The organism is Clostridium perfringens ATCC 13124, assembly GCF_000013285.1.
In the GTDB taxonomy this organism is placed as follows: domain Bacteria; phylum Bacillota; class Clostridia; order Clostridiales; family Clostridiaceae; genus Sarcina; species Sarcina perfringens.
The window spans coordinates 3,112,161-3,135,403 of record NC_008261.1; the positions used below are offsets into that span (position 1 = coordinate 3,112,161).

The following is a 23,243-nucleotide window of genomic DNA, read 5'->3' on the forward strand; positions in this document are numbered from 1 at the left end:
AAACTCTTATATTCCACAATCTAGTATGAATATAAGAGTTTTTTAATTTTACTATCTTACTTGGCTTCCAGTTAACATTTCTCCTGGGTTAACTAATAGAAGTTCTGAATCATCTGAAGGTGCTGCTGCAAGTATCATACCTTGAGATAATTCTCCTCTTAATTTAACTGGTTTTAAGTTAGCAACTAATACTACATACTTTCCAACTAACTCTTCTGGTTTATAGTATTGTGCTATTCCTGAAATAACCTGTCTTTCTTCTCCACCTAAATCAACTTTAAGTTTTAATAACTTTTTAGCTTTTTTAACTGGTTCACACTCTAATACTTTAACTACTCTTAAATCTATCTTGTCAAAGTCATCTATAGTTATTTCTTCTTTTATTGGATTTTTAACTAACTCTTCGTTAGCTGGCTTAACTGGAGCTTGTTTTAAAGCTTCAAGTTCTGCTAATTTTTCCTCAACATCTATTCTTGGGAATATAACATCACCCTTAACTACTTTATCTCCTGCAACTGTTCCATTAAACTCCTTTAAACTTTCCCAAGTAGTAACTTTAGTGTTTAATTGAGCATCTATTTTTACACTTGTTTCTGTTAAGAATGGTGAAATCATTACTGAAACAAATCTTAAAGTTTCTAATAAGTTATATAAAACTGTTCCTAGTCTTTCTTTCTTTTCTTCATCCTTAGCAAGTATCCAAGGAGTTGTTTCATCTATATATTTGTTAGCTCTGCTTATTAAAGTCCATATACTTTCTAAAGCTTCTGGAATCTTTAATGCATCTATGCTAGCTTCAACTTTTCCTGGAGTAGATAAAGCTAAGTTTATTAATTCATCATCAATAGCTTCCTTGCATGTTGGTGCTTGAATAACTCCATCAAAGTATTTATAAACCATAGCTATTGTTCTTGATAATAAGTTACCTAAGTCATTAGCTAAGTCTGTATTTACTTTCTTTATAAATATTTCATTGTTGAATAATCCGTCTGAACCAAATGGTATTTCTCTTAATAAGTAGTATCTTACAGCGTCAGCTCCAAACATGTTAACTAAAACTACTGGATCAACAACGTTACCTTTTGATTTTGACATTTTTCCTCCATCAACAAGTAACCATCCATGACCAAATACTTGCTTAGGTAATTCTAATCCTAAAGCCATTAACATTATTGGCCAGTAAATTGTGTGGAATCTTAAAATATCTTTTCCTATTAAGTGAACATCAGCAGGCCAGAACTTTTTGTATAACTCTTGGTCTTCTTGACCATATCCTAAAGCAGTTATGTAGTTTGATAATGCATCTATCCAAACATAGATAACATGCTTTTCATCAAAGCTTACAGGTATTCCCCAAGTAAAGCTTGTTCTTGAAACACAAAGATCTTGTAATCCTGGTCTTAAGAAGTTATTTAACATTTCATTCTTTCTTGATTCTGGTTGAATGAAATCTGGATGTTCTTCTATATACTGAATTAATCTATCAGCATATTTGCTCATTTTAAAGAAGTAAGCTTCTTCCTTAGCTTTTTCAACTGGTCTTCCACAATCAGGGCAGTTTCCATTTACTAATTGAGTTTCTGTCCAGAATGATTCACATGGAGTACAGTAAAGCCCTTCATAAGAATCTTTATATATATCTCCTTGATCATATAACTTTTTGAAAATCTCTTGAACAGCTTTCACATGATAATCATCAGTTGTTCTTATAAATTTGTCATAGCTTATATTCATCATTTTCCAAAGATCTTTAATTCCTGCAACTATTTCGTCAACATGCTCCTTTGGAGTAATTCCCTTTTCATTAGCTATTCTTTCTATTTTTTGACCATGCTCATCTGTTCCTGTTAAGAACATTACTTCGTGACCTGTAAGTCTTTTGAATCTTGCTATAGCATCAGCAGCCACAGTTGTATAAGTATTACCTATGTGTAGATTTGTTGATGGGTAATAAATAGGCGTTGTAATATAATATGGTTTTTTACACATTATTTTTTCCTCCTTTATTCTTACTTATTATTGTTTCCAATATTTCAAAAATATAAAAAACCCCTATGGGAAATCCCATAGAGGCGTTAATTACGCGATACCACTCTATTTCATATTTATGTCACCATAAATATCTCACTAAGTAACTCCTAAGTTTAACTTATTTTATTACTCTGCAATATAACGGTTGCCACCGTACTTTTCTAAAATTAAAATTCTCAAAAAGTCTGCTCCAAGTCCATCTTCATAAAGTCTCATGCATCTGGCTCTCACCTACCCCAGCTCTCTTTTATACAATCTTCTTTATTACTCTTCTCTTCATTGCATTTTCTCACTTAATTTTAATTATATGATTAGTTTTATATTAATGTCAATCGTTTTTATTTTTGAATTCTTTAAAATTCTTGTTAAGTCATAATTTGTATTAATATAAAAATGTTATATACTATCTATAATAATATATAAATTGTTTGGGAGGTATTATTTAAATGAAAGGTTTAGCCCTACCTAAAATAGGTGCAAGAAACTTAAAGACAGCTTTGGCTGTAACTTTATGCATAGGATTTTTTGAGCTAATACACAGACAATATCCTTTTTATGCTTGTATAGCCGCTGTAATCTGTATGAAAGATACTGTTGAAAACTCATATAAAATGGGAAAAAGCAGAATGATTGGTACAATAACTGGTGGACTTGTTGGCTTAGCTTTAACTTTTATAGCTTTAAACTTTAACCTTACAAGATTCTCAGGAATAATAACAGGGATTGGAATAGTTATAACCATTTATCTACTTAATGTTTTTAACAGAAAAGGGTCTGTTTCTATAGCATGTATAGTATTAATAGCAATTATGACAAACTTACATGGTAAAGCTCCATATGCCTATGCAATTGATAGAATTATAGATACTTTTATAGGTATAATAATTGCTCTATTAATAAATAACTACATATATAAATATGAAAATAAGGTAAAAAAAGATTTAGAAAATATAGAAGAAAAAATCTCTAGACTTGAAAAAGAAGTTAAAGATGATATAAAAAATCTAGAAGAAAATAAAAAGAACTAATGTAAAAAACTAATATGATTTAGGAGGGAAATATTTGTTTAAATTTAACCTGCAAACTATAGGTGCTAGAAACCTTAAAACTTCTCTTTCAGTATTTATATGCATTATAGTATTTGAACTATTAGGCCGTTCTAGTGCCTTTTTTGCTTGTATTGCAGCAATGATGTGCATGCAAGATACAGTTGAAAATTCATATAAAATGGGAAAAAACAGAATGCTTGGTACCTTTTTAGGTGCTATTGTTGGTTTATTATTAACAGCCATATTTAATGTATTAAGTATTCAACACTTTATTGTTTATGCTCTTTTAACAGCCATAGGTACAACTATAGCCATTTTTTTATGTATTTTATTTAATTGTAAAGGAGCAATAAATAGTGCATGTATAGTTGTTTTTGCCATAATGACAAACTTAAAGGGTGTTGGCTCATATGACTATGCTTTTAATAGAATCCTAGATACATTTATTGGGGTAATAATAGCTATTATAATTAACAGACTTGTCTACCCTTACCAAAAGAAAACTGAAGAGAAAACAAATTAATATATTTAACTAAAAGGGGCTGTATCAAAATATAATAATAAAACTTACAAACATATTCCGAGAATTACTAAATTTCCTCTTCATACTGTTTGTAAGTTTTATAAAAAGTTATTTTGGTACATGTCCTTTTTAATTGCTAACTACTTTGTCATCTACTTTTTTACCAAATATCATTGTTAATATGAATAAAGCTACTAAGGATAAAGGTAGTACTATGAAAATACTTAATCCTAAACCAGCTGGAATATATCCAAATAATACAGTTACTATTCCTACAAATACTGCATACCATATTTGAGTTCTAACATGTTCTATATGATCGCATCCTGCACCTGTTGAGGAAAGTATTGTGGTATCAGAAATAGGTGAACAATGATCTCCAAAGATAGCACCTGTTAATACTGCTGATGTGCTTACTATAACAAAATTCCATTCTGGATTTATTGCAAAGGCTAATGGAATTGCAAGTGGCATTAATATTCCCATTGTTCCATAAGCTGTACCTGTAGCAAAGGCTATTATTGAACCTAAAATAAATATTATTGCTGGTAATAAAAATGCTGGTATTGCATCTGATAATACTCCTACTAAATAAGAAGCAGTTCCTAATTCTTTAATTACAGAACTTAAAGACCAAGCTAATATAAGAATTACTCCTGTTATTAAAAGTCCTTTCATTCCTTCAATCCAAATTCCTATTCCTTCTGAAATAGTAAATATTTTTCTACCTACTCCTAATATAAGAGCTACTATAGTTGCTAATAAAGCTGATTGGAATAAAACTACTGAAGCATCTGCATTTGAGAATGCTGCTTGTATTCCAGCAAAACTAAAAGGTGTATTGTTCATAAGCTCTATTATTGCTAAATCTTCTCCACCCATTATAGTTACCCATCCACTATAATAAAATCCTATTAAAGATGATACTATTAAAACTCCAATTGGAATTATTGCATTCCAAACACTTAATTTAATTCCTTCTATAGGTTCTAAATCTTCACTATCAGATGAAATTTCTGTAGTAGATAAAACTTCTCCTCTTCTAGCTCTTCTCTCAGCTTTAAGCATTGGTCCAAATTCTCTTAAAGTTATTGCTGATATAACAACAAAAGCTAAAATTAATATATTATAAAATCTATATGGTATTGTTTCTAAAAATACTCCAAAACCATCTGCTTGTATTCCTACACTTTTTAAGGCATCTCCAATTAATCCAACCTCTAAGCCTATCCAAGTTGATATTATTGCTAACCCTGCAATTGGAGCTGCCGTTGCATCTATAACAAAGGCTAATTTTTCCCTTGAAACTCCTAATTTATCTGTAACTGGTCTCATTATTGGTCCTACAATTAATGAATTAGCATAATCATCAAAGAAAACTGCTAACCCTAAAAGCCAAGTTGTAAGTTGTGCACTCTTAACAGTCTTAGCCTTTCTTGCTAAAGCCTCAGCTATTGCCTTTGCTCCTCCCATTTTAGCTACTAAATGAATCACTCCTCCAATAACTAAAACCTGAAGAATTATCCCTGCATTCCAAGGATCAGCTAAGGAATTTAAAGCTCTATAAGTAAAATCAATAAATCCTTGAGTTAAAGCTGTAATTATATTAAATCCATTTAATTGAAGCATTATACATCCTGTAATTGTTCCTATGAATAAAGAAACTACAACATTCTTAGTTAAAAAAGCTAATACAATTGAAACTAATGGTGGCAGCACTGTCCACATTCCAAACTTAGCTGAGTTTACCGCCGCAGCATCTTCAGCAGCAAAGACTAAGGTTGAGCATAACATTGTCATTGCAAAAACCGTTAGAAAAACTTTAAATCTAGTTTTATTTCCCATTATAAATTCCCCCTTAAATATGCAGTGAATTAATTTACAGAGGTGTTCCCTTATTTTCTCTTATTATAAAATTTCTGCAAAAAAGACCTTAGGCTTGATCAACCTAAGGTCTTAATACTTAATAAAATCACTTTTGCAAATAAACTTTTATTTATTTAATTCCCTAAGATGATAGCTCTCCACATTTTGTGACAGTGTTGTATATATTCTATACAACCCCAGCATTTAGCCTTAAAGTATTAGCCAAAAACTTCGGCGATAATCCCTTTCCTAAAACTTCTACGCTACTTAACTCCATTTTAGTAATCTTGATTCTCGCGCCTCTACCTCTTTTTAAATTATTCACTTTTAATTATTATATTGTATACATTTATACAATATAACTATGTTTCTTTCAAGTATTTAATTACTTTATTAACCATTTATTAAAAAAAGCCTGATTTTATTATGGAAATCAATAACCACAAACCAAAAATTCCTGATACTATAAACCCTATTAATCCTAAAATAGGAACCCCTTGAAAAGTAGGTCCAGTTTTAGCATTAACTATTAATGAAGAACCTATAATCATACATCCAACTATTAAAGAGAATGCTACTCTATTTACCATTCTATTTAAATCTGTAAGTGGCTTATCTAAGCCCTTCATTTCAAATTGCAACTTAGCTCTTCCCTTAGTTAAGCTATCCACAAGCTCTGAAAATTTAGTAGGAATTTCTATGCTCTTAGAGGCAAACTTATAGGCTTCAGTTATAAGTTTATCCTTGTTTAAACTTTTTAACATTTCCTCTTTATTTCTTTCCTTTACATAAGGATAAATACATTCCATAATTTCTAAATCTGGATCTATTTTAGCTATAACCCCTTCTAATATAACTATGGATCTTACTAAAGCAACTAATTCTCTTGGAAATTGAATATTATTTCGTTCTGCAATCTCAAAGATTTCTTTAAATAAATCTGATATCTTTATTGTCTTTAAAGATGCATTTATATATTTTGAGACTATATTTTTTAAATCATCATATAATATTGAATATTCAACTTTTCCTTTTTTTATGCCTATGGCATTTACAAAATCAACTAAGGTATCAATATCCCCTAAAACCATAGCAATCATGGCCTTATTAAGCCAATTTCTTAAATTGGCTTCTAAAGTTCCAACTAAGCCAAAATCTATAAAGTATATTTTGCCTTCTCTTATAAATAAATTTCCTGGATGGGGATCACCATGAAAAAATCCATCTTCTAATACCTGTTTAAAAAATGAGTTTGCTAATTTGTTTGCAATATCTTCAAAATCATATCCTTCTTCTTTTAAAATATTAAAATCTGTTACTTTATAACCATCTATATATTCCATGGTAAGGATTTTCTTAGAAGTAAGCTTATCAATAATTATAGGTGCACCAACACAGGCTACATTTTTATTAAGCTCTCTAAACCTTTTAGTATTCTTTGCTTCCTTTTCGAAATCAAGTTCCTTTAAGGTAGCATCTTCAATTTCCTTAAAAGCTTCAACTGGATTAACTAAGGTATTCGTTATATGATTAGATGTTAATTTGCTAAGTCTTCTTAATATGCTTAAATCAAGCTTCATTTTTTCATCTATTTTATAATGCTGAACCTTAACTACTACATCCCTTCCATCTATTAATTTAGCTCTATGAACCTGTGCAATTGATGCTGACGCTAATGGAGTTTCACTAAACTCTAAGAAATATGTATTTATATCTGTCCCAAAAGATTCATAAAATATTTCCTTTACCTTATGAAAGTCTGTTATTTCATTATTATCCTGTAACTTTTCCAACTCTTCAATATAAGCTTTAGGAAGTAAATCTGGTCTTGTACTCAATATTTGTCCAATTTTAACAAAGGTTGCCCCTAATTCTTCTAAAGCCTCTCTAAGTGCTTGAGGCCTTGGCTCAGCCTTTTTACTATTAGGCAACTTTGATGAAATTAAAAAGTCAAAACCATAATAAGTAAATACCCTAATTATTTCTTTCAACCTTTTTGCACTCTGTCCCTTACTCATAAATTCACCTCCTATAAGATAATAAAATAATAAACTATAAAAACTCTACAAGGCACTGAAAAGCTTAATCATACTAGCTATTTACATAGCTATAAATTCTACTCTTCATTTCCCTTGTAGAGTTCTATTATTTTATAGCCTAAATTTCTTCTTCATTTAATTTAGCTTCTAATACGGCTATTCTTTCTTTTAATTTATTTATTTCTTCTAAAGTAGATTTATTAGCTTCCTCAAACATAACTCTAAAATCTTCTTTTGTTAAAGGATTCATGTTGTCTAACTTAGTTATTATTTCGCTAGTTGCTTCAGTAGTTTTTTCTTGCATATCTCTTTTTAATTCTTCAGATAAAACTTTACCATCTTCAACAGTTATTTTCCCCTTAGCAACCATATCTTGTATAAAAGAATCTGTTTTTTCATAAGCAGTAGCTGCAGTTCCAATTCCAGCTAAGACAGCTTTTTTTAATTCATTTATCATAAAATCATCTCCTAAACCATAGTTTGCTCTTTAATTTTTATTACATTTTACTCTTAATTTCTTCAAATTTAAAGCTTATTATTCTTAAAATAATGTTAATTATAAAATTATCTATTACTCATGAACTTTTCTATATCTTCTACAGACTTGATGCATTCTTTTGTTAGAACTTCACAGCCATCTTTAGTAACTAAAACATCATCCTCTATTCTTATTCCTATAGCTTCTTCTTCAATATATAATCCTGGCTCTACAGTATAAACCATACCTTCTTCAAGAATGATATCTCTCTTACCAACATCATGAGTGTCAAGACCTAAACTATGTCCTATTGAGTGGAAATAATACTTTCTATAATCCTTTTTGTCTTCTATAAGACCTAATCTTACACAAGCTTCAGCTAAAAGATTATTTGCTTTGTCATTTATTTCATAGAATCCAACCCCTGGTCTAATAGCGTTTATTATCTCTTCATTTACTTTTAAAACTTCTTCATAAACCTCTTTTTGTCTCTTAGTAAACTTACCATTAGCAGGGAATGTTCTTGAAATATCTCCATTATAATAATTTACTTGAGCACCTAAATCAAAAAGAATTAAGTCTCCATCTTTTATTTCACTATTATTATCAACATAGTGTAAAGTAGCAGCATTTACTCCAGCAGCTGCTATAGTTTTAAAAGCATAATCTTTAACTCCATTTTGTTTTAAATAAAAGTCAAAATATGCTTCTAATTCATATTCTTTCATTCCAGGCTTACATTCTTTCATTAAAAGTTCTACACCCTTAGCTGTTATGTGAGCAGCCTTCTTTATTTCTTCTACTTCTTCTTTACATTTAATTTGTCTTAAAGAAGCTATATCAGAATAAACATCTTTTATAACTACTTGAGGATATCTCTCCTTAATTTCCTTTGCAAAACTTTGACTTTTACTCATTTCTTCATCAAATGAAACTCTTTCTAAATCTAAATAAAGATTTTCTGCAATTCCATTAGTAAAAATCATATTTAAATCACTTTTAAATTCTTCTAAATATTTTATATTTTCTATGCCAGATACTTCTTTAGCCTCATAATCTCTTATAGTTTTTCCAGTCCATCTTTCTTGCTCTAAATTTGGCTTTAGTATATAAAGGACTTCATCAACCACACCATTTATTTTCTTTATCATTAGTATATGCTTTTCTTCATCTACTCCTGTTAAATAATAAAAGTTTCTGTTTGGAGTAAATGGAAAATATTCATCTGCTGTTTTTCTTTTAGCCTCTCCTGCAAATAAAACTAATAATGAATTGTCTTCTAGTTTCTTTAATAAATTCTCTCTGTTTTTAGTAAAAACTAAACTTTTCATCTTAATCCCTCCAATTCCTATTTATTAAATTTTACCATATATAAGATTTAAAATCTTAACAAATAGTACATCTTTACATATTTTTATAGAAAAAAATACTCACTAGATTATCTAGTGAGTATTTATTATTATCTTATTTCAAAGCTATTAAACTCTGTCTTTTTTACCTTCGAAAGCATTGATGTACATTTGCTTGATTTCACTTATTAATGGGTATCTTGGGTTAGCACCAGTACATTGGTCATCGAATGCATCTTCACTCATTTTTTCTAATGTAGCGTAGAATGATTCTTTTGAAACTCCACAATCAGCTATTGTTGCAGGGATTCCAACTGTTTTCTTAAGGTTATCTATAGCCTTGATTAAGTTATTAACTTTTTCTTCTTCGTTCTTTCCACCTAATCCTAAGTAGTCAGCGATTACTGCATATCTCCATTTAGCATTTGGATATTTGTATTGTGGGAATGCAGCTTGTTTTCTTGGGTTGTCAACAGCGTTGAATCTTATTACATGGTCTATTAAGATTCCGTTAGCAACTCCGTGTGCTATATGGTGTTCTGATCCTAATTTGTGTGCCATTGAGTGACATACTCCTAAGAATGCGTTAGCGAATGCCATACCAGCCATTGTTGAAGCATGAGCCATTTTTTCTCTTGCTTTTATGTTTGTAGTACCTTCAGCGTAAGCTTGTGGTAAGTATTTAAATATTAATCTTATAGCTTCTAAAGCTAATCCATTAGTGTACTCTGATGCTAAAACTGAAACGTAAGCTTCTAAAGCATGAGTTAATGCGTCTATACCTGATGCAGCTGTTAATCCTTTTGGCATGTTCATCATAAGCTCAGCATCTATGATAGCCATATCTGGAGTTAATTCATAATCTGCTAATGGATATTTTACTCCTGATTCTTCATCAGTTATAACTGCGAATGGTGTTACTTCTGAACCAGTACCAGCTGATGTTGGAACTGAAATCATCATAGCTTTTTGACCCATAGTTGGGAATGGGTAAACTCTCTTTCTTATATCCATGAATCTCATTGCTAAATCTTCAAAAGCAACTTCTGGATGCTCATACATTACCCACATAATCTTAGCTGCGTCCATTGGTGAACCTCCACCAAGAGCTATGATTGCATCTGGTTGATAGCTTCTCATTGCTTCAGCACCTTTTTTAGCATATGCTAAAGTTGGGTCTGGAGTAACTTCTGAGAATACTCTGAAATCTACACCTATTTCTTCTAAAACACTTGTTATTTTATCAACATATCCTAGACTAGCTAATACGTTGTCTGTTACTATAAATACTTTTTTCTTGTTTAAATCTTTTAATTCTCTAAGAGCAACTCCTAAAGCACCATATTTGAAGTAAACTTTTTCTGGAACTCTGAACCAAAGCATATTTTCTCTCCTCTCAGCTACACTCTTAACATTCATTAAGTGTTTAGGACCAACGTTTTCTGAAACTGAGTTTCCACCCCATGATCCACAACCTAATGTTAATGATGGTGCTAGCTTGAAGTTGTATATGTCTCCGATAGCTCCTTGAGTTGATGGCATGTTTATTATTGTTCTACCAGTTTTCATAGTTGCACCGAATTTTTGAACTCTATCTTGTGATTTCATTGTATCAGTGTATAAAACTGAAGTATGTCCGAATCCACCAAGTTCAACTAATCTTTCAGCTTTAACTAAAGCTTCTTCGAAGTTAGCTACTCTGTACATTCCTAATACTGGTGATAATTTTTCATGTGAGAATGGTTCTTCTAATTCAACTGACTCAACTTCACCAATTAAAACTTTAGTATCCTTTGGAACCTTAACACCTGCCATGTCAGCTATTTTCCATGCTGATTGACCAACTATGTTAGCATTTAAGTTACCATTTATTAAAATTGTTTTTCTTACTTTATCTATTTCTTTATCTTTTAAGAAGTAAGCTCCTCTATCAGCGAACTCTTTTCTTACTTCATCATAAACTTTATCAACAACTAATACTGTTTGCTCTGATGCACAGATAACCCCGTTATCGAAAGTTTTTGATAATAATATTGAGTTTACTGCCATTTTTAAGTGAGCTGTTTCATCTATGATTGCTGGTGTATTACCTGCTCCAACCCCGATAGCTGGTTTTCCTGATGAGTAAGCTGCTTTAACCATTCCTGGACCACCAGTAGCTAGTATGATATCAGCTTCTGCCATTAATACTTGTGACATTTCAACTGATGGCTCATCTATCCATCCTATTATATCTTTTGGAGCTCCAGCTTTAACAGCTGCTTCTAAAACAACTCTAGCTGCTTCTATTGTTGAGTTTTTAGCTCTTGGATGTGGTGAAAAGAATACAGCGTTTCTAGTCTTTAATGATATTAAAGCTTTGAATATAGCTGTTGATGTTGGGTTTGTAGTAGGAACGATTGCTGCTACAACTCCTATTGGCTCAGCTATTTTAGTGATACCAAATGATTCATCTTTTTCTATAACCCCACAAGTTTTTTCATCTTTATATTTATTGTATATGTATTCTGCAGCAAAATGGTTTTTTATAACTTTATCTTCAACTATACCCATTCCTGATTCTTCAACAGCCATTTTTGCTAATCTGATTCTTTCATTATTAGCTGCTACTGCTGCTTGTCTAAATATTTCATCTACTTGCTCTTGAGAGAATTTTGAGAACTCTTTTTGAGCTGCTCTAACTTTCTCTAATCTAAGCATTAATTCATCTACATTTGTTACTTTCATGATACCCACCTCATTATAGATTAGTTTCTTATTTTCATAATATATGTAAAAATTAATTAAAAGCATTTAGTTAAGTTTTTAACTTTAATAAAATTCCATTTAAGAACTTTTTTTCATATCTTTTTTTGTTTTTAAGCGATTTAACTGCTCTGTAAAGTTTTTTACCAACCTTACGAGATTATAATACCATCTTTCAAAATCAAAATCCAGACTTTTTTTTACATTTCTTACATTTTATCGACAAAAATTCGTTATTTTTTTAACTATTTTGTGATTTTTTTATCAACTTTAAATATTTACATTTTAGTTAAACGATTTCTGTAATATTTTGGATTATTTCTGAGGTACTTTCATATTTAAATTAAATCATCTTTTGTGCTTCTTTTTTCCTTAATATTATGTTGCTATTTTTTTATTATTTTATTCATTTAAAGTCCAAAAAACATACTTACTACTAATACCGCCATTATAATAGCAGTTATATCAGCCATTAAAGCCGCCCAAAATGTATGTCTTATTTTCTTTATTCCAACAGCCCCAAAGTAAACAGTTATGGTGTAAAATATTGTTTCTGTTCCTCCCATTATTACAGAAGAAATTAATCCTTCCCTTGTATCTGGTCCTAAGGTATTTATTAATTCTGTATATACTCCTAAGGCTCCACTTCCAGATAGAGGTTTAATTAGTACTAGTGGAACAATATCCTTTGGTAATCCTATTAGAGAAACTATTGGCTCTAAAAGATTATTTAAATAATTAAGTAAATTAGCATCTTTAAATATTCTTATGGCAATCATCATGGCTAATAAAGCAGGAAAAATTTTAACGCATACCATTAGTCCTTCTTTTGCCCCTTCTAAAAACCATTCGTAAACTTTTCTTCCCTTAAACATTCCATAGACTATTATTAAAAGAAATATTATTGGAATTATGTTATTTGCAATCAAAAGTATCCCTCCTAAAAGTATCTCTGCAAGATTTTACAGCATATGATTCCTACACAGCAGGCAGTAAAAGTGCATATAATAGCAGGAATTATTATACTGGCAGGTTCACTTGAGCCAGCAGCTGCCCTAATTGATATAACTGTAGATGGAATTAATTGAATACAAGCTGCATTTATAACTAAAAATAATGTCATATCATTTGATGCCCTTCCATCCTTTTCTTTATTTATCTTGTTTAATTCGCTCATAGCCTTAATTCCAAGGGGAGTAGCTGCATTAGATAGTCCAAACATATTAGCAGTTAAGTTCATAACTATGGCTCCCATAGCCTCGTCACTATGAGAACTCTCCTTAAAGATCTTTTTTAATATAGGGTTTAATAGTTTTGCAACCTTAGATGTTAATCCACTATTTTCTGCTATCTTCATTACTCCACACCAAAAACACATAATACCTACTAAGGAAATTATAAACTTCACAGCACCTTCAGAAGATTCTGTTAAGCCAGTTGTAATCAACTCTCCCTGGCCTGTCATTATGCTAAAAATCAATCCTAAGGCTATAATTGCAAACCATATATAATTAATCATCTCTCCTCCTAAATCATAAGTAATTTCTGTATAATATATGCCTTGCATAGTTAGAATAGTAGTGTTACCATAAAACTACAAAGAACGAATTTACTTAAAAGGAGAATTTTTTATATGAACGAAAAAAATTTAAAATTAGCTCAACAAGATATAGATGAAGTTTTAAAAACTGTAGAAGAACTTGAAGTTCAAATAGATGATTTAAGTAAAGATGATTTAAAGCAAAAATTCGTTACTCTAACAGAGAAAGTAAGAAAACTTGAAGATTTATTAAAAGACGAAGGTATTATATAAAAGAAAGCTGAGTTTAGAAATTTCTAAACTCAGCTTTTTTTAAATCGCTTTTTCATCTTCTATACTATCTTCTTTTTTAAACTCTTTAATTATGAATAATCCAGTTATTATTGTAGATAAGAAGTCTGAAACTGTACCCGCTAACCAAACTCCTGTTAAACCTAATCCTGCAATCTTAGGTAAGACTAATGTTAAAGGAATTAAAAGTATAACCTGTCTTAATAAACTTAAAAAAGTTGCTAACTTAGCTTTACCTATTGATTGGAAATAGTTAGATCCTATTATTGATATACCTATTATAGGCATCATAAATAAATATATTCTTAATCCTGGAACTCCTATTTCTAAAAGTTTAGGATCTGAATTAAACATACTTATTACTAAGGCTGGGAATGCTTGAATTAATATTCCTCCTAAAACAAGTATTGTTGTCGCTGCTATCATAGCTAACTTAACTGTTTTTTGAGCTCTTTCATACTTCTTAGCTCCATAGTTATATCCAATTATAGGCTGTGAACCTTGGTTTATACCAAATATAGGCATTAAAAATATCATTGCTATTGAAGAAATTGCCGCCATAGCTCCTATAGCTAAGTCTCCTCCATACATTCTTAGTGCATTGTTAGCTATTACTTGAACTACACTTGCAGCCATCTGCATTGAAAATGGAGCTACACCTATAGCTAAAACTATCTTAACTAATCTCCAATCTAATTTAAGAGTTTCAAATTTTAATTTTAAGTTTGATCCTCCTAATGTATAATAATAAAGCATTATTAATGTAGTAACTATTTGAGAAATTACTGTAGCTAAAGCTGCACCTTTTATCCCTAAGTTAAATACAAATATAAATACTGCATCTAATATTACATTTATAATACATCCAAGTACCATTACTGCAGCTGACATCTTTGGATTTCCATCTGCTCTAATTGTACTATATAAAGAGAATGACATTAAATTAAATATAGTTCCTAAAAGTATTACATTTATATATTCCTTTGCATAAAAAATTGTAGCCTCACTTGCTCCAAATAAGTGTAGAATACTGTTTGCAAAGACAATTCCAACAATAGTTAAAACTAAAGATATTATAGTTATTAAGACCACAGAGTTTCCTAATATTTTCTCTGCATCTTTTCTTTTATTTTGTCCAAATTTTATAGAGATGTTTGCAGTAGCACCAATCCCTATAAGCATTCCAAAACCAAGTAATATAGACATAATTGGCATAGTTATACCAACTCCAGTAATGGCCATTGGCCCAACTCCTGGAATGTGTCCAATAAATATTCTATCAACAATATTATAAAGTGCATTTACAAGCATACCTATAATAGCTGGCACCGAATACTTGATCAAAAGCTTTAATTCTGATTCTTCCCCTAATAATTTTTGATCCTTCATAAGCCTCTCCTCCTTTAAATCTATATTTCTTAAATATATACTAACTTTTCTATTATACATTAATTTTAATTTTTTAGTCAGTGAAATTTTAAAAATAAAAAACTATATAGGAAATCAAACTTTTTCTCTCCATAAATTTAACTATCTATAGATAAATAAATTTGACTCTTATATAGTCTTTAAAAATCTTAAACCGTTACTTCTTTATATATTAAATTTCCACCTATTAAGGTAAGAGCTGTAATAATATTTAAAACTAGTGAAAATATTATTATTGATAAAACACTTTGATTTAAAAACATTGCAAAGGTCATTGTAAAAAAGTTAATTATAAAAACTAAAGCAAACTGCTTTAAAAGAATATCTAAAAAATTATTTTTTACTAATAAAAAACTTTTTCTTATGCTTTCTATGACATTTATGTTTTCAAATATAGAACATTGCATAGCTATTACAAAAAAAATTGATATTACTATTCCTAAAGGTGCAAATATGCTTGAGCCTAAAGAAACAGCAAAGTTTTGTATAAGGAATACTCCTAGAGGAAATAAAGGGTTTTTAAAGGCTGATTTTATAGTCTCAATCCAAGATACCTTTTCACCTCTAATAAAATTGTTAGCTAACTTTATTATAGCTATTGATGAAAATCCTAAGCTGAATATACCAATTACTGAAAATATAGCATTTCCTCTCCCTATAATAGTAGGAAGTGCAAAAAGCACAGATATTATTGCTATATCTCCTAAATTTTTAATAAATATGTTAAATACAGATTTTAAAAATTGTCCAACTGATAATTTTTTATTGATATTTTGATCCATAAAAATCCTCCAATCAAAATTTATATTAATAATTATCATATCAAAATTAGTATAAGTTTTGCTTGAGTTCATTTTAATTTAACACTTTCTGTATATTTGGTTTACATATTTTCTATACTCCAAGATAAAATAAGTATAATCCAACTAATATTATAATTGTTCCTAATATATTTTTTAATACTCTTCCTATCTTTTTACCATTTTCAGAGTAGGCTATTTTCTCAACTAATCCAAAGGATGTTCCAGCTAAAATTATTAAAACACTATGACCTAATGAATACATTAAAAGCATTATCATTCCTATTACTAAGTTACCACTAGCAGCTATAAAGGCTATTATTGCTGCCATTATAGGTGTTGCACAAGGAGATGCTAATATTCCACTTAATATTCCTAAAAAGAAGGCATCTAAAATTCCCTCTCTTCTTTTAGTGATTTTACAAGCCTCTTTTTTATCTCCAAATAAATTTATTACATCAAGAACTTGTAGCCCTGATCCTATCATAATAAAAGCCAATATTATATACCAAAACTTTCCTGCACCTAAAAAGGCTTTTCCTATTAAGGCTGTAAGTAAACCTATTACAGTAAATGTTATTCCAAGTCCAATTGAAAATATCAGTGAATACTTAAATGCTTTCTTATTATCCTTAACCTCACTACCTTGAACATATCCTATTAATAATGGAATAGATGAAAGGGTACATGGACTAAAAGAGGCTACTACTCCTGCAAAAAATGATAGTATTATGGCTAAAAATATATTATTAGATATGACACTATTAAAATAAGCTAAAAATTCCATATTCTATTTAACCCCCAAAGAATTTAAAATGGTTTCTATATTATTCTTTCTCATAAGCCCTTGATGAACATAGAATTTATTACCTTCTTTATCTAAAAACACAGTAGTTGGAACAATATTAGCATCATATTTATATGCTAAATCTATATTTTTCTCCTCTTCTAATCTAGCATAGTAAATATTAAATTTTCCTTCTCTTTCTTTTGAAACATAACTTAACTCTTTTTGCATTTCGACACAATAAGGACAAGTATCTGTTTTAAACATTATTATTGTTGGTATGCCCTCTTTTGCTTCTTCTAAATTTTCAACCACATTAATTGACTGAAAATTTATTTGCTTTATTCCCTCAATATAGTTTTTTCCAATATATATACCTATTAGGGCGAAAAGAATTAAACCTAATATTATTAATTTTCTCTTATTTTTCACCTCCAACTCCTCCCTTACTAAAATTTAAATTTTTCCATAAATAAAAAAAGGTAACATAATTTAATCTTATGTTACCTAATGATTATGCATTTTTTATGCATTAATTACTTACAGCTATCTCTTTCTATTAAATCATGATCTAATACAAAATGATCTTGATCTAAAGGTTTATTATTTATTATTTTAATTAACATTCTCATAGCTATTGATCCCATATCATACATTGGTTGTGATACAGTAGTTAATTTTGGATAGAATACATGTGCTAAATCTATGTCGTTAAATCCTATAACGCTAACTTCTTCAGGAACCTTTATTCCTTTATCTCTTAAAGCGTTTATAGCACCCATAGCTATTTCATCTGAAGCACAGATTATTCCTTCTATTTTTTGACCATTTTCAAGCATTGCTAAAATAGCATCATATCCAGTCTTAACCTTTAAGTTTTTAAAGTAAGTTAATTCTTCTTTCATTTCTATTCCAGCATCTTTTAATGCAGCTTGGTATCCTTTGTATCTTTTACCCCAAGCATTATTTAAATCACCTTCTACACCTATGAAAGCTATGTTTTTCATACCTTTATCAATTAAATGATTAGTAGCTTCATATGTAGCTTTTTCATTATCTATAGTTACACTTGGGAACTTACCATTTTGCTCATCATTTTCAACTAAAACTGTTTTTAAATCTAATTCATTTATTAAATTTAAAGTTTCTTCTCCTAGTGATGAACTCATGTAAAGAACACCATCAACCATTTTTTCCTTAAGAACTCTTAAGTATTCCTTTTCTTTTTCTAAATCTAAGTCTGAATTACATAACATTACATTATATTTATATATGTTAGCTACGTCCTCAGCACCTCTAACTATTTCAGGATATATTTGGTTTGATATATCAGGTACTAATATACCTACAGTTCTTGTTCTATGTGTTTTTAAACTTCTTGCCACTATATTAGGTCTATATCCTAGTTTTTTTATAGCTTCTAAAACTTTTTTCTTAGTTTCTTCGTTTACAACGTCTATGTCATTTAATACTCTTGAAACTGTTGCTATTGACACTCCAGCTTCTCTAGCAACGTCTTTAATTGAAGCAGCCATCTAACTCAACTCCTATACTCTAACTTATTACCTATCTATTTCTTAATACTTCAATATTATAATGATAACTTTACATTTATACAAGGAATTTATGTATATTTCTGCAATTTGGTCAAATTCCTTTTAATTTTTTTTCAAAAAAACGTTTTCTTATTAATAATTGTAATAAAATTCAAATATTAATTCAATGCAAATATTATTATATATTATAAATTTTTCTAAAATAATTGAATTATGTTGTATAATCAAATATATTATTACTTATTGATATATTAACCATACTTTTAAAAATTTATAATAAATAAAAGAGAATTTCTAGGAGGAAACTTTAATGTATAAAGATATAGATATAACAGAATCTATAAAATTAATAGATGAAAATAAAGATTTACTAATTTTAGATGTAAGAACTGAAGAAGAGTATAAGGAAGATGGATATATTAAAAATGCCAAACTTATTCCTTTAGGAAGATTACTATTCTCTATAGATGAACTTGATGGATATGAAGATTCACCAATACTTGTTTACTGTAGAAGAGGTTCTAGAAGTATGCAAGCTTGTGAAATTTTAGAGGATAATGGCTTTACAGAACTTTATAATATGATGGGCGGATTTTCAAAGTTAGTTAATGAAGGACCAAAAGAACTTTGGAATAAATAAATTACATAAAAAAAGAGAGCAATAACTTGCTCTCTTTTATTTTAATTAAGCTCTTTTTGAAACAGCCATTTTTAATATTTCACCATTTACTTTAGCTTCTGAGTAATCAGCATCTCCGTTATAAACAATTTCTTCAGTTAAAGTTTCTTTCTTTATAACATCTTCAAATTTCTTGATTACATCTAAAAGCATATCATTTTCAGCTACGTAAAGAGTTATCTTATCAGCAACCTCAAATCCACTTTCTTTTCTCATGTTTTGGATTTTTGATATGATTTCTCTTACATGACCTTCTTCTCTTAATTCATCAGTTATAGTAGTATCTAAAACAACACCAACTGATCCTTCTCCAGCAAATGCGAATCCTTCTAATCCTTGCATTGTTACAAGTAAGTTTTCAGCATTTAATTCTATTTCATTTCCATCTACAGTGATAACTTCTACTCCACCATTTTGGATTTTTTGAGCTAATTCCATTTGGTTTCTTGAAGCTATTTCTTTTCTTATAGCTGGTATTAACTTACCATAAGCTCTTCCTAAAACAGGTAGGTTAGGCTTAATTTCGAAGTTAACATATTTAGAAAGGTCAGCTCCTAATTCTACTTCCTTGATGTTTAACTCATCTTTAATTATGTCTCCATAATAATCTGGAAGCTCTGAAGTTGAAAGAAGCATTTTTGAAAGTGGCTGTCTATTCTTGATGTTAGCACCGTTTCTAGCACTTCTTCCAAGTTTAACTATCTTATAAGCTAAATCCATTTTTTCTTCTAATTTTTTATCTATAGCCTTTTCATCAACTTCTGGCCATGCTCCTAAGTGAATACTTTCTAAAGCATTTTCATCTAAGTTAACTACTAAGTTTTGATAAATTTCTTCTGTTATAAATGGTACGAATGGAGCTGCAACTTTACATAAAGTTACTAAAACTCTGTATAAAGTAGTGTATGCACCTATCTTGTCATCAGTTAATTCTTCTGACCAGTATCTAGCTCTATTTCTTCTTACATACCAGTTTGATAACTCATCAGTAAACTCTTCTATTTCTAAAGCAGCTTGAGTTATTCTATAATTATTTAAATGATCGTCTACATCCTTAACTAAAGTATTAAGTTTTGACATTATCCATTTATCCATTACGTTATCTGATACGAAATCTTTGTAGTCTAATGGATTGAAGCTGTCTAACTCTGCATATAAAACATAGAATGAGTAAACATTCCATAATGTGCTTAAGAATTTTCTTTGAGTTTCAGCAACATCTTCTATTGAGAATCTAGTTGGTAACCATGGAGCACTTGCAGTATAGAAATGCCATCTTGTAGCATCAGCACCTTGTGAATCAAGTACTTCAAATGGATCAACTACGTTACCCTTAGATTTTGACATCTTTAAGCCCTTCTTATCAAGAACGTGACCTAAAACTATACAGTTTTCAAATGGATTTCTATCAAATATAGCAGTTGATATTGCTAATAATGTATAGAACCATCCTCTTGTTTGGTCAACAGCTTCTGATATGAATTGAGCTGGGTAGTTAGCTTCAAATAATTCTTTGTTCTCAAATGGATAGTGATGTTGAGCAAATGGCATTGATCCTGAATCAAACCAACAGTCTATAACCTCAGCTGTTCTTTTCATCTCTTTATTACAATGAGGACAATTTAAATGAACTTTATCGATATATGGTTTATGAAGTTCTATATCTTCTGGAACATTTATTCCTTTAGTTTTTAACTCTTCAATGCTTCCTATACATTCTCTGTGTCCGCATTCACATTCCCATATTGGAAGTGGAGTTCCCCAGTATCTATCTCTTGAGATACCCCAATCTATAACATTCTCTAAGAACTTACCAAATCTACCGTTCTTTATGTTATCTGGGTACCAATTTATTTTTTCATTGTTAGCTAAAAGTTTGTCTCTTAAAGTTGTCATTGCAACAAACCAGCTTTCTTTTGGATAGTAAAGAAGTGGTGTGTCACATCTCCAACAATGTGGATATGAGTGAGTATGCTTTTCAGCTTTAAATAATTTATTTTGTTCTTTTAAGTAATCAACGATTTGTTGGTCACATTTCTTAACGAATTTTCCAGCCCATGGAGTTACTTCTTCTACAAAGTTACCACTTAAGTCAACTAAGTTTAAGAATGCTAATCCATTTTGCTTTCCTATTAAGTTATCGTCCTCACCATAAGCAGGAGCTATATGAACTATACCAGTACCATCTGATAAAGTTACATAGTCACCATGAACAACTACGAAAGCTTTTCCTTCAGTTGGAGTTACAAATGGTAATAATTGCTCATATTCCATTCCTAATAACTCTTCACCTTTGAACTCTCTAACTATTTCAAATCCTTCTCCTAAAACCTTAGGTGCTAATTCTTTAGCTAAGATGAAGATTTCATCACCTTCAGCTTGCTTAGCTTCTACATAGTCATAAGCTTTATTTATACATAAAGCAACGTTTGAAGGTAAAGTCCAAGGAGTTGTTGTCCAAGCTAAGAAGTACTTATTATCTTCTCCTTTAACTTTAAACTTAGCTACAGCAGTTAAGTCCTTAACATCCTTGTATCCTTGTGAAACTTCGTGTGATGATAAACTTGTTCCACATCTTGGGCAGTAAGGCATTGTTTTATAACCTTTGTATAAAAGTTTTTTATCCCACATTTGTTTTAAAGCCCACCATACTGATTCTATGTATGGATTGTGATAAGTAACATATGGATTCTCCATATCTACCCAATAACCTATTTGCTCAGTCATTTTTTCCCACATGCTAACATATGTGAATACACTATCTTTACACTCAGTTACGAATTTCTCAACACCGTAATCCTCTATTTGAGGTTTACCTGAAATTCCTAACTTCTTCTCTATTTCAAGCTCAACTGGAAGTCCATGAGTATCCCATCCAGCTTTTCTTATAACTTTATATCCCTTCATAACTTTGTATCTTGGGATTATATCTTTCATAACTCTTGTTAATACGTGACCTACGTGTGGTTTACCATTAGCTGTTGGAGGTCCGTCATAGAAAGTAAAGTATTCACCATCTTGATTCATATCAAAGTTCTTTTTTATTATGTTTTTTTCTTTCCAAAGGTCTGCAACTTCTTTTTCTACGCCTACAAAACCCTTAGGTAATTCAACTTTTTTATACATATTGAAACTCCTTTCCTTCTCTTATTTAATATTTTAATTATTTACTTATAATTGATTATTTAGCCAGACTTCTTTAAGTAAAATAAAAAAAACTCCATCCTAAAAGGACGAAGTTATATTCGCTATACCACCTAAAGTTCAAACCTATCTATATAATTCAATTATAAATATTAAAATTTTACGTTTTTATGATAGGTAATTAAAAGCACCTATAATGCTCGCATCCTGTAACGTGGATATACGGGATAACTTAATAAGAATATATTCCTTTCAGTCTCCAACTCCCAGGTGATTTTCCTTAAATATACCTATAGTTTCACACCAACCAACTACTCTCTGAATAAGGTTCTATATAAGTACTTGCCCTGTTCACAGTCTTTAAAGAAATTATATAATAGCACTTTTAAAAAGTCAACGAAACAAATCCATATATTTGAAAGCTTTCATTAATTATTTAATTTGCTTTTATAATAAAAATTCTATTTTTGTACAACCTAATATTATAAGTTAAGACTTATATATCAAATAATAAAAATTAATCAATAATTTTTATTATTTAATGTTGACTTTTCTTATCAGTTAACTTATAATTAAATCATCAAATACATTCCATTCCCTTTTGTTAATCGTGCTGTTTTACTTTGATATAATTAGGAGGAAAATAGTATGAATGATAACAATAATTTAAATCAACAAGTAATTGATAAAATGACTAAAGTTTGTATCTGCAGAGCAATCTCAAGAGCAAAGATAAAGGAAGCTATCAAAAATGGTGCACACACAGTAGAAGCAGTAGCTGAAAAAACTGGTGCAACTAAAGGTTCTTGCAAAGGTTGCAGATGTAGAGACAAAATTGAAGAATTAATTGAAGACAACCAATAATTCTTTTAAGCAAAACTTATTTACTGTTTTAATTTTGTATCTCCCTAAAAGAGTACCCTCGGGTACTCTTTTTT

The 23,243-nt window shown here is 29.9% G+C and carries 19 protein-coding genes, 1 riboswitch and 2 other annotated features; of the genes, 5 read left to right on the plus strand and 14 right to left on the minus strand.

Going from position 1 to position 23,243, the window contains the following annotated elements:
* Positions 1-51: 51 nt before the first annotated feature.
* Positions 52-1,989: a methionine--tRNA ligase gene (gene metG / locus CPF_RS13925; RefSeq protein ID WP_011591157.1), complete on the minus strand. Its 1,938-nt coding sequence runs from the start codon at positions 1,987-1,989 to the stop codon at positions 52-54.
* Positions 1,990-2,065: 76 nt separating this feature from the next.
* Positions 2,066-2,320 (minus strand) — a binding site (T-box leader).
* A gap of 157 nt (positions 2,321-2,477) precedes the next feature.
* Between metG and CPF_RS13930 the strand changes: the two genes are divergently transcribed.
* Together CPF_RS13930 and CPF_RS13935 are read left to right on the plus strand one after the other, a co-directional pair.
* Entirely contained in the window at positions 2,478-3,059 is a 582-nt protein-coding gene (locus tag CPF_RS13930; protein WP_003482466.1) for an FUSC family protein, read from the plus strand.
* A gap of 34 nt (positions 3,060-3,093) precedes the next feature.
* Complete coding sequence (locus CPF_RS13935; protein ID WP_003456858.1) at positions 3,094-3,603, plus strand: FUSC family protein; 510 nt, start codon at positions 3,094-3,096, stop codon at positions 3,601-3,603.
* 129 nt (positions 3,604-3,732) lie between these two features.
* Here the strand turns inward: CPF_RS13935 and CPF_RS13940 are convergent, their stop codons facing one another.
* The 7 genes from CPF_RS13940 to CPF_RS13970 all read right to left on the minus strand — a co-directional run bounded on the left by CPF_RS13940 (position 3,733) and on the right by CPF_RS13970 (position 13,599).
* A complete protein-coding gene (locus tag CPF_RS13940; RefSeq protein ID WP_003456822.1) occupies positions 3,733-5,448 on the minus strand; it encodes a Na+/H+ antiporter NhaC family protein in 1,716 nt (571 codons plus the stop codon).
* Between the two features lie 164 nt (positions 5,449-5,612).
* Positions 5,613-5,782, minus strand: a riboswitch (Lysine riboswitch).
* A gap of 91 nt (positions 5,783-5,873) precedes the next feature.
* Positions 5,874-7,487, minus strand: a complete 1,614-nt coding sequence (locus tag CPF_RS13945; protein ID WP_003463008.1) for an ABC1 kinase family protein — start codon at positions 7,485-7,487, stop codon at positions 5,874-5,876.
* Between the two features lie 139 nt (positions 7,488-7,626).
* Positions 7,627-7,965, minus strand: coding sequence for a phasin family protein (locus CPF_RS13950; RefSeq protein WP_003456770.1), 339 nt, complete (start codon positions 7,963-7,965; stop codon positions 7,627-7,629).
* Between the two features lie 107 nt (positions 7,966-8,072).
* A complete protein-coding gene (locus tag CPF_RS13955; RefSeq protein WP_003456838.1) occupies positions 8,073-9,317 on the minus strand; it encodes an aminopeptidase P family protein in 1,245 nt (414 codons plus the stop codon).
* Positions 9,318-9,464: 147 nt separating this feature from the next.
* Positions 9,465-12,062, minus strand: a complete 2,598-nt coding sequence (adhE, locus tag CPF_RS13960) for a bifunctional acetaldehyde-CoA/alcohol dehydrogenase (RefSeq protein ID WP_011591158.1) — start codon at positions 12,060-12,062, stop codon at positions 9,465-9,467.
* Positions 12,063-12,490: 428 nt separating this feature from the next.
* Entirely contained in the window at positions 12,491-13,009 is a 519-nt protein-coding gene (locus CPF_RS13965) for a spore maturation protein (RefSeq protein ID WP_003479331.1), read from the minus strand.
* Between the two features lie 11 nt (positions 13,010-13,020).
* The gene (locus CPF_RS13970) at positions 13,021-13,599 is read right to left on the minus strand and encodes a nucleoside recognition domain-containing protein (RefSeq protein ID WP_011591159.1); all 579 of its coding nucleotides are present in this window, start codon (positions 13,597-13,599) and stop codon (positions 13,021-13,023) included.
* 114 nt (positions 13,600-13,713) lie between these two features.
* Between CPF_RS13970 and CPF_RS13975 the strand changes: the two genes are divergently transcribed.
* A complete protein-coding gene (locus tag CPF_RS13975; protein ID WP_003450573.1) occupies positions 13,714-13,893 on the plus strand; it encodes a hypothetical protein in 180 nt (59 codons plus the stop codon).
* 39 nt (positions 13,894-13,932) lie between these two features.
* Here the strand turns inward: CPF_RS13975 and CPF_RS13980 are convergent, their stop codons facing one another.
* From CPF_RS13980 to CPF_RS14000, 5 genes are all read right to left on the minus strand, one after another.
* On the minus strand, positions 13,933-15,300 hold the full coding sequence (locus tag CPF_RS13980) for an MATE family efflux transporter (protein WP_003450630.1): 1,368 nt from the start codon (positions 15,298-15,300) through the stop codon (positions 13,933-13,935).
* Positions 15,301-15,488: 188 nt separating this feature from the next.
* Entirely contained in the window at positions 15,489-16,121 is a 633-nt protein-coding gene (locus CPF_RS13985; RefSeq protein ID WP_003463058.1) for a hypothetical protein, read from the minus strand.
* Positions 16,122-16,233: 112 nt separating this feature from the next.
* A complete protein-coding gene (locus tag CPF_RS13990; protein WP_003456899.1) occupies positions 16,234-16,926 on the minus strand; it encodes a cytochrome c biogenesis CcdA family protein in 693 nt (230 codons plus the stop codon).
* Positions 16,927-16,929: 3 nt separating this feature from the next.
* Positions 16,930-17,358, minus strand: a complete 429-nt coding sequence (locus CPF_RS13995) for a thioredoxin family protein (RefSeq protein WP_003456683.1) — start codon at positions 17,356-17,358, stop codon at positions 16,930-16,932.
* Positions 17,359-17,462: 104 nt separating this feature from the next.
* A complete protein-coding gene (locus tag CPF_RS14000; protein WP_003450596.1) occupies positions 17,463-18,461 on the minus strand; it encodes a LacI family DNA-binding transcriptional regulator in 999 nt (332 codons plus the stop codon).
* Between the two features lie 331 nt (positions 18,462-18,792).
* Here CPF_RS14000 and CPF_RS14005 point away from each other — a divergent pair, with 331 nt between their 5' ends.
* Positions 18,793-19,122: a rhodanese-like domain-containing protein gene (locus tag CPF_RS14005; protein WP_003462958.1), complete on the plus strand. Its 330-nt coding sequence runs from the start codon at positions 18,793-18,795 to the stop codon at positions 19,120-19,122.
* A 45-nt stretch (positions 19,123-19,167) separates the two neighbouring features.
* On the opposite strand, the gene ileS is transcribed toward CPF_RS14005, so the two are convergent.
* Positions 19,168-22,287, minus strand: a complete 3,120-nt coding sequence (gene ileS / locus CPF_RS14010) for an isoleucine--tRNA ligase (RefSeq protein ID WP_011591160.1) — start codon at positions 22,285-22,287, stop codon at positions 19,168-19,170.
* A gap of 100 nt (positions 22,288-22,387) precedes the next feature.
* Positions 22,388-22,669, minus strand: a binding site (T-box leader).
* Positions 22,670-22,953: 284 nt separating this feature from the next.
* Here ileS and CPF_RS14015 point away from each other — a divergent pair.
* The gene (locus tag CPF_RS14015; protein WP_003456903.1) at positions 22,954-23,169 is read left to right on the plus strand and encodes a (2Fe-2S)-binding protein; all 216 of its coding nucleotides are present in this window, start codon (positions 22,954-22,956) and stop codon (positions 23,167-23,169) included.
* Positions 23,170-23,243: the final 74 nt, after the last annotated feature.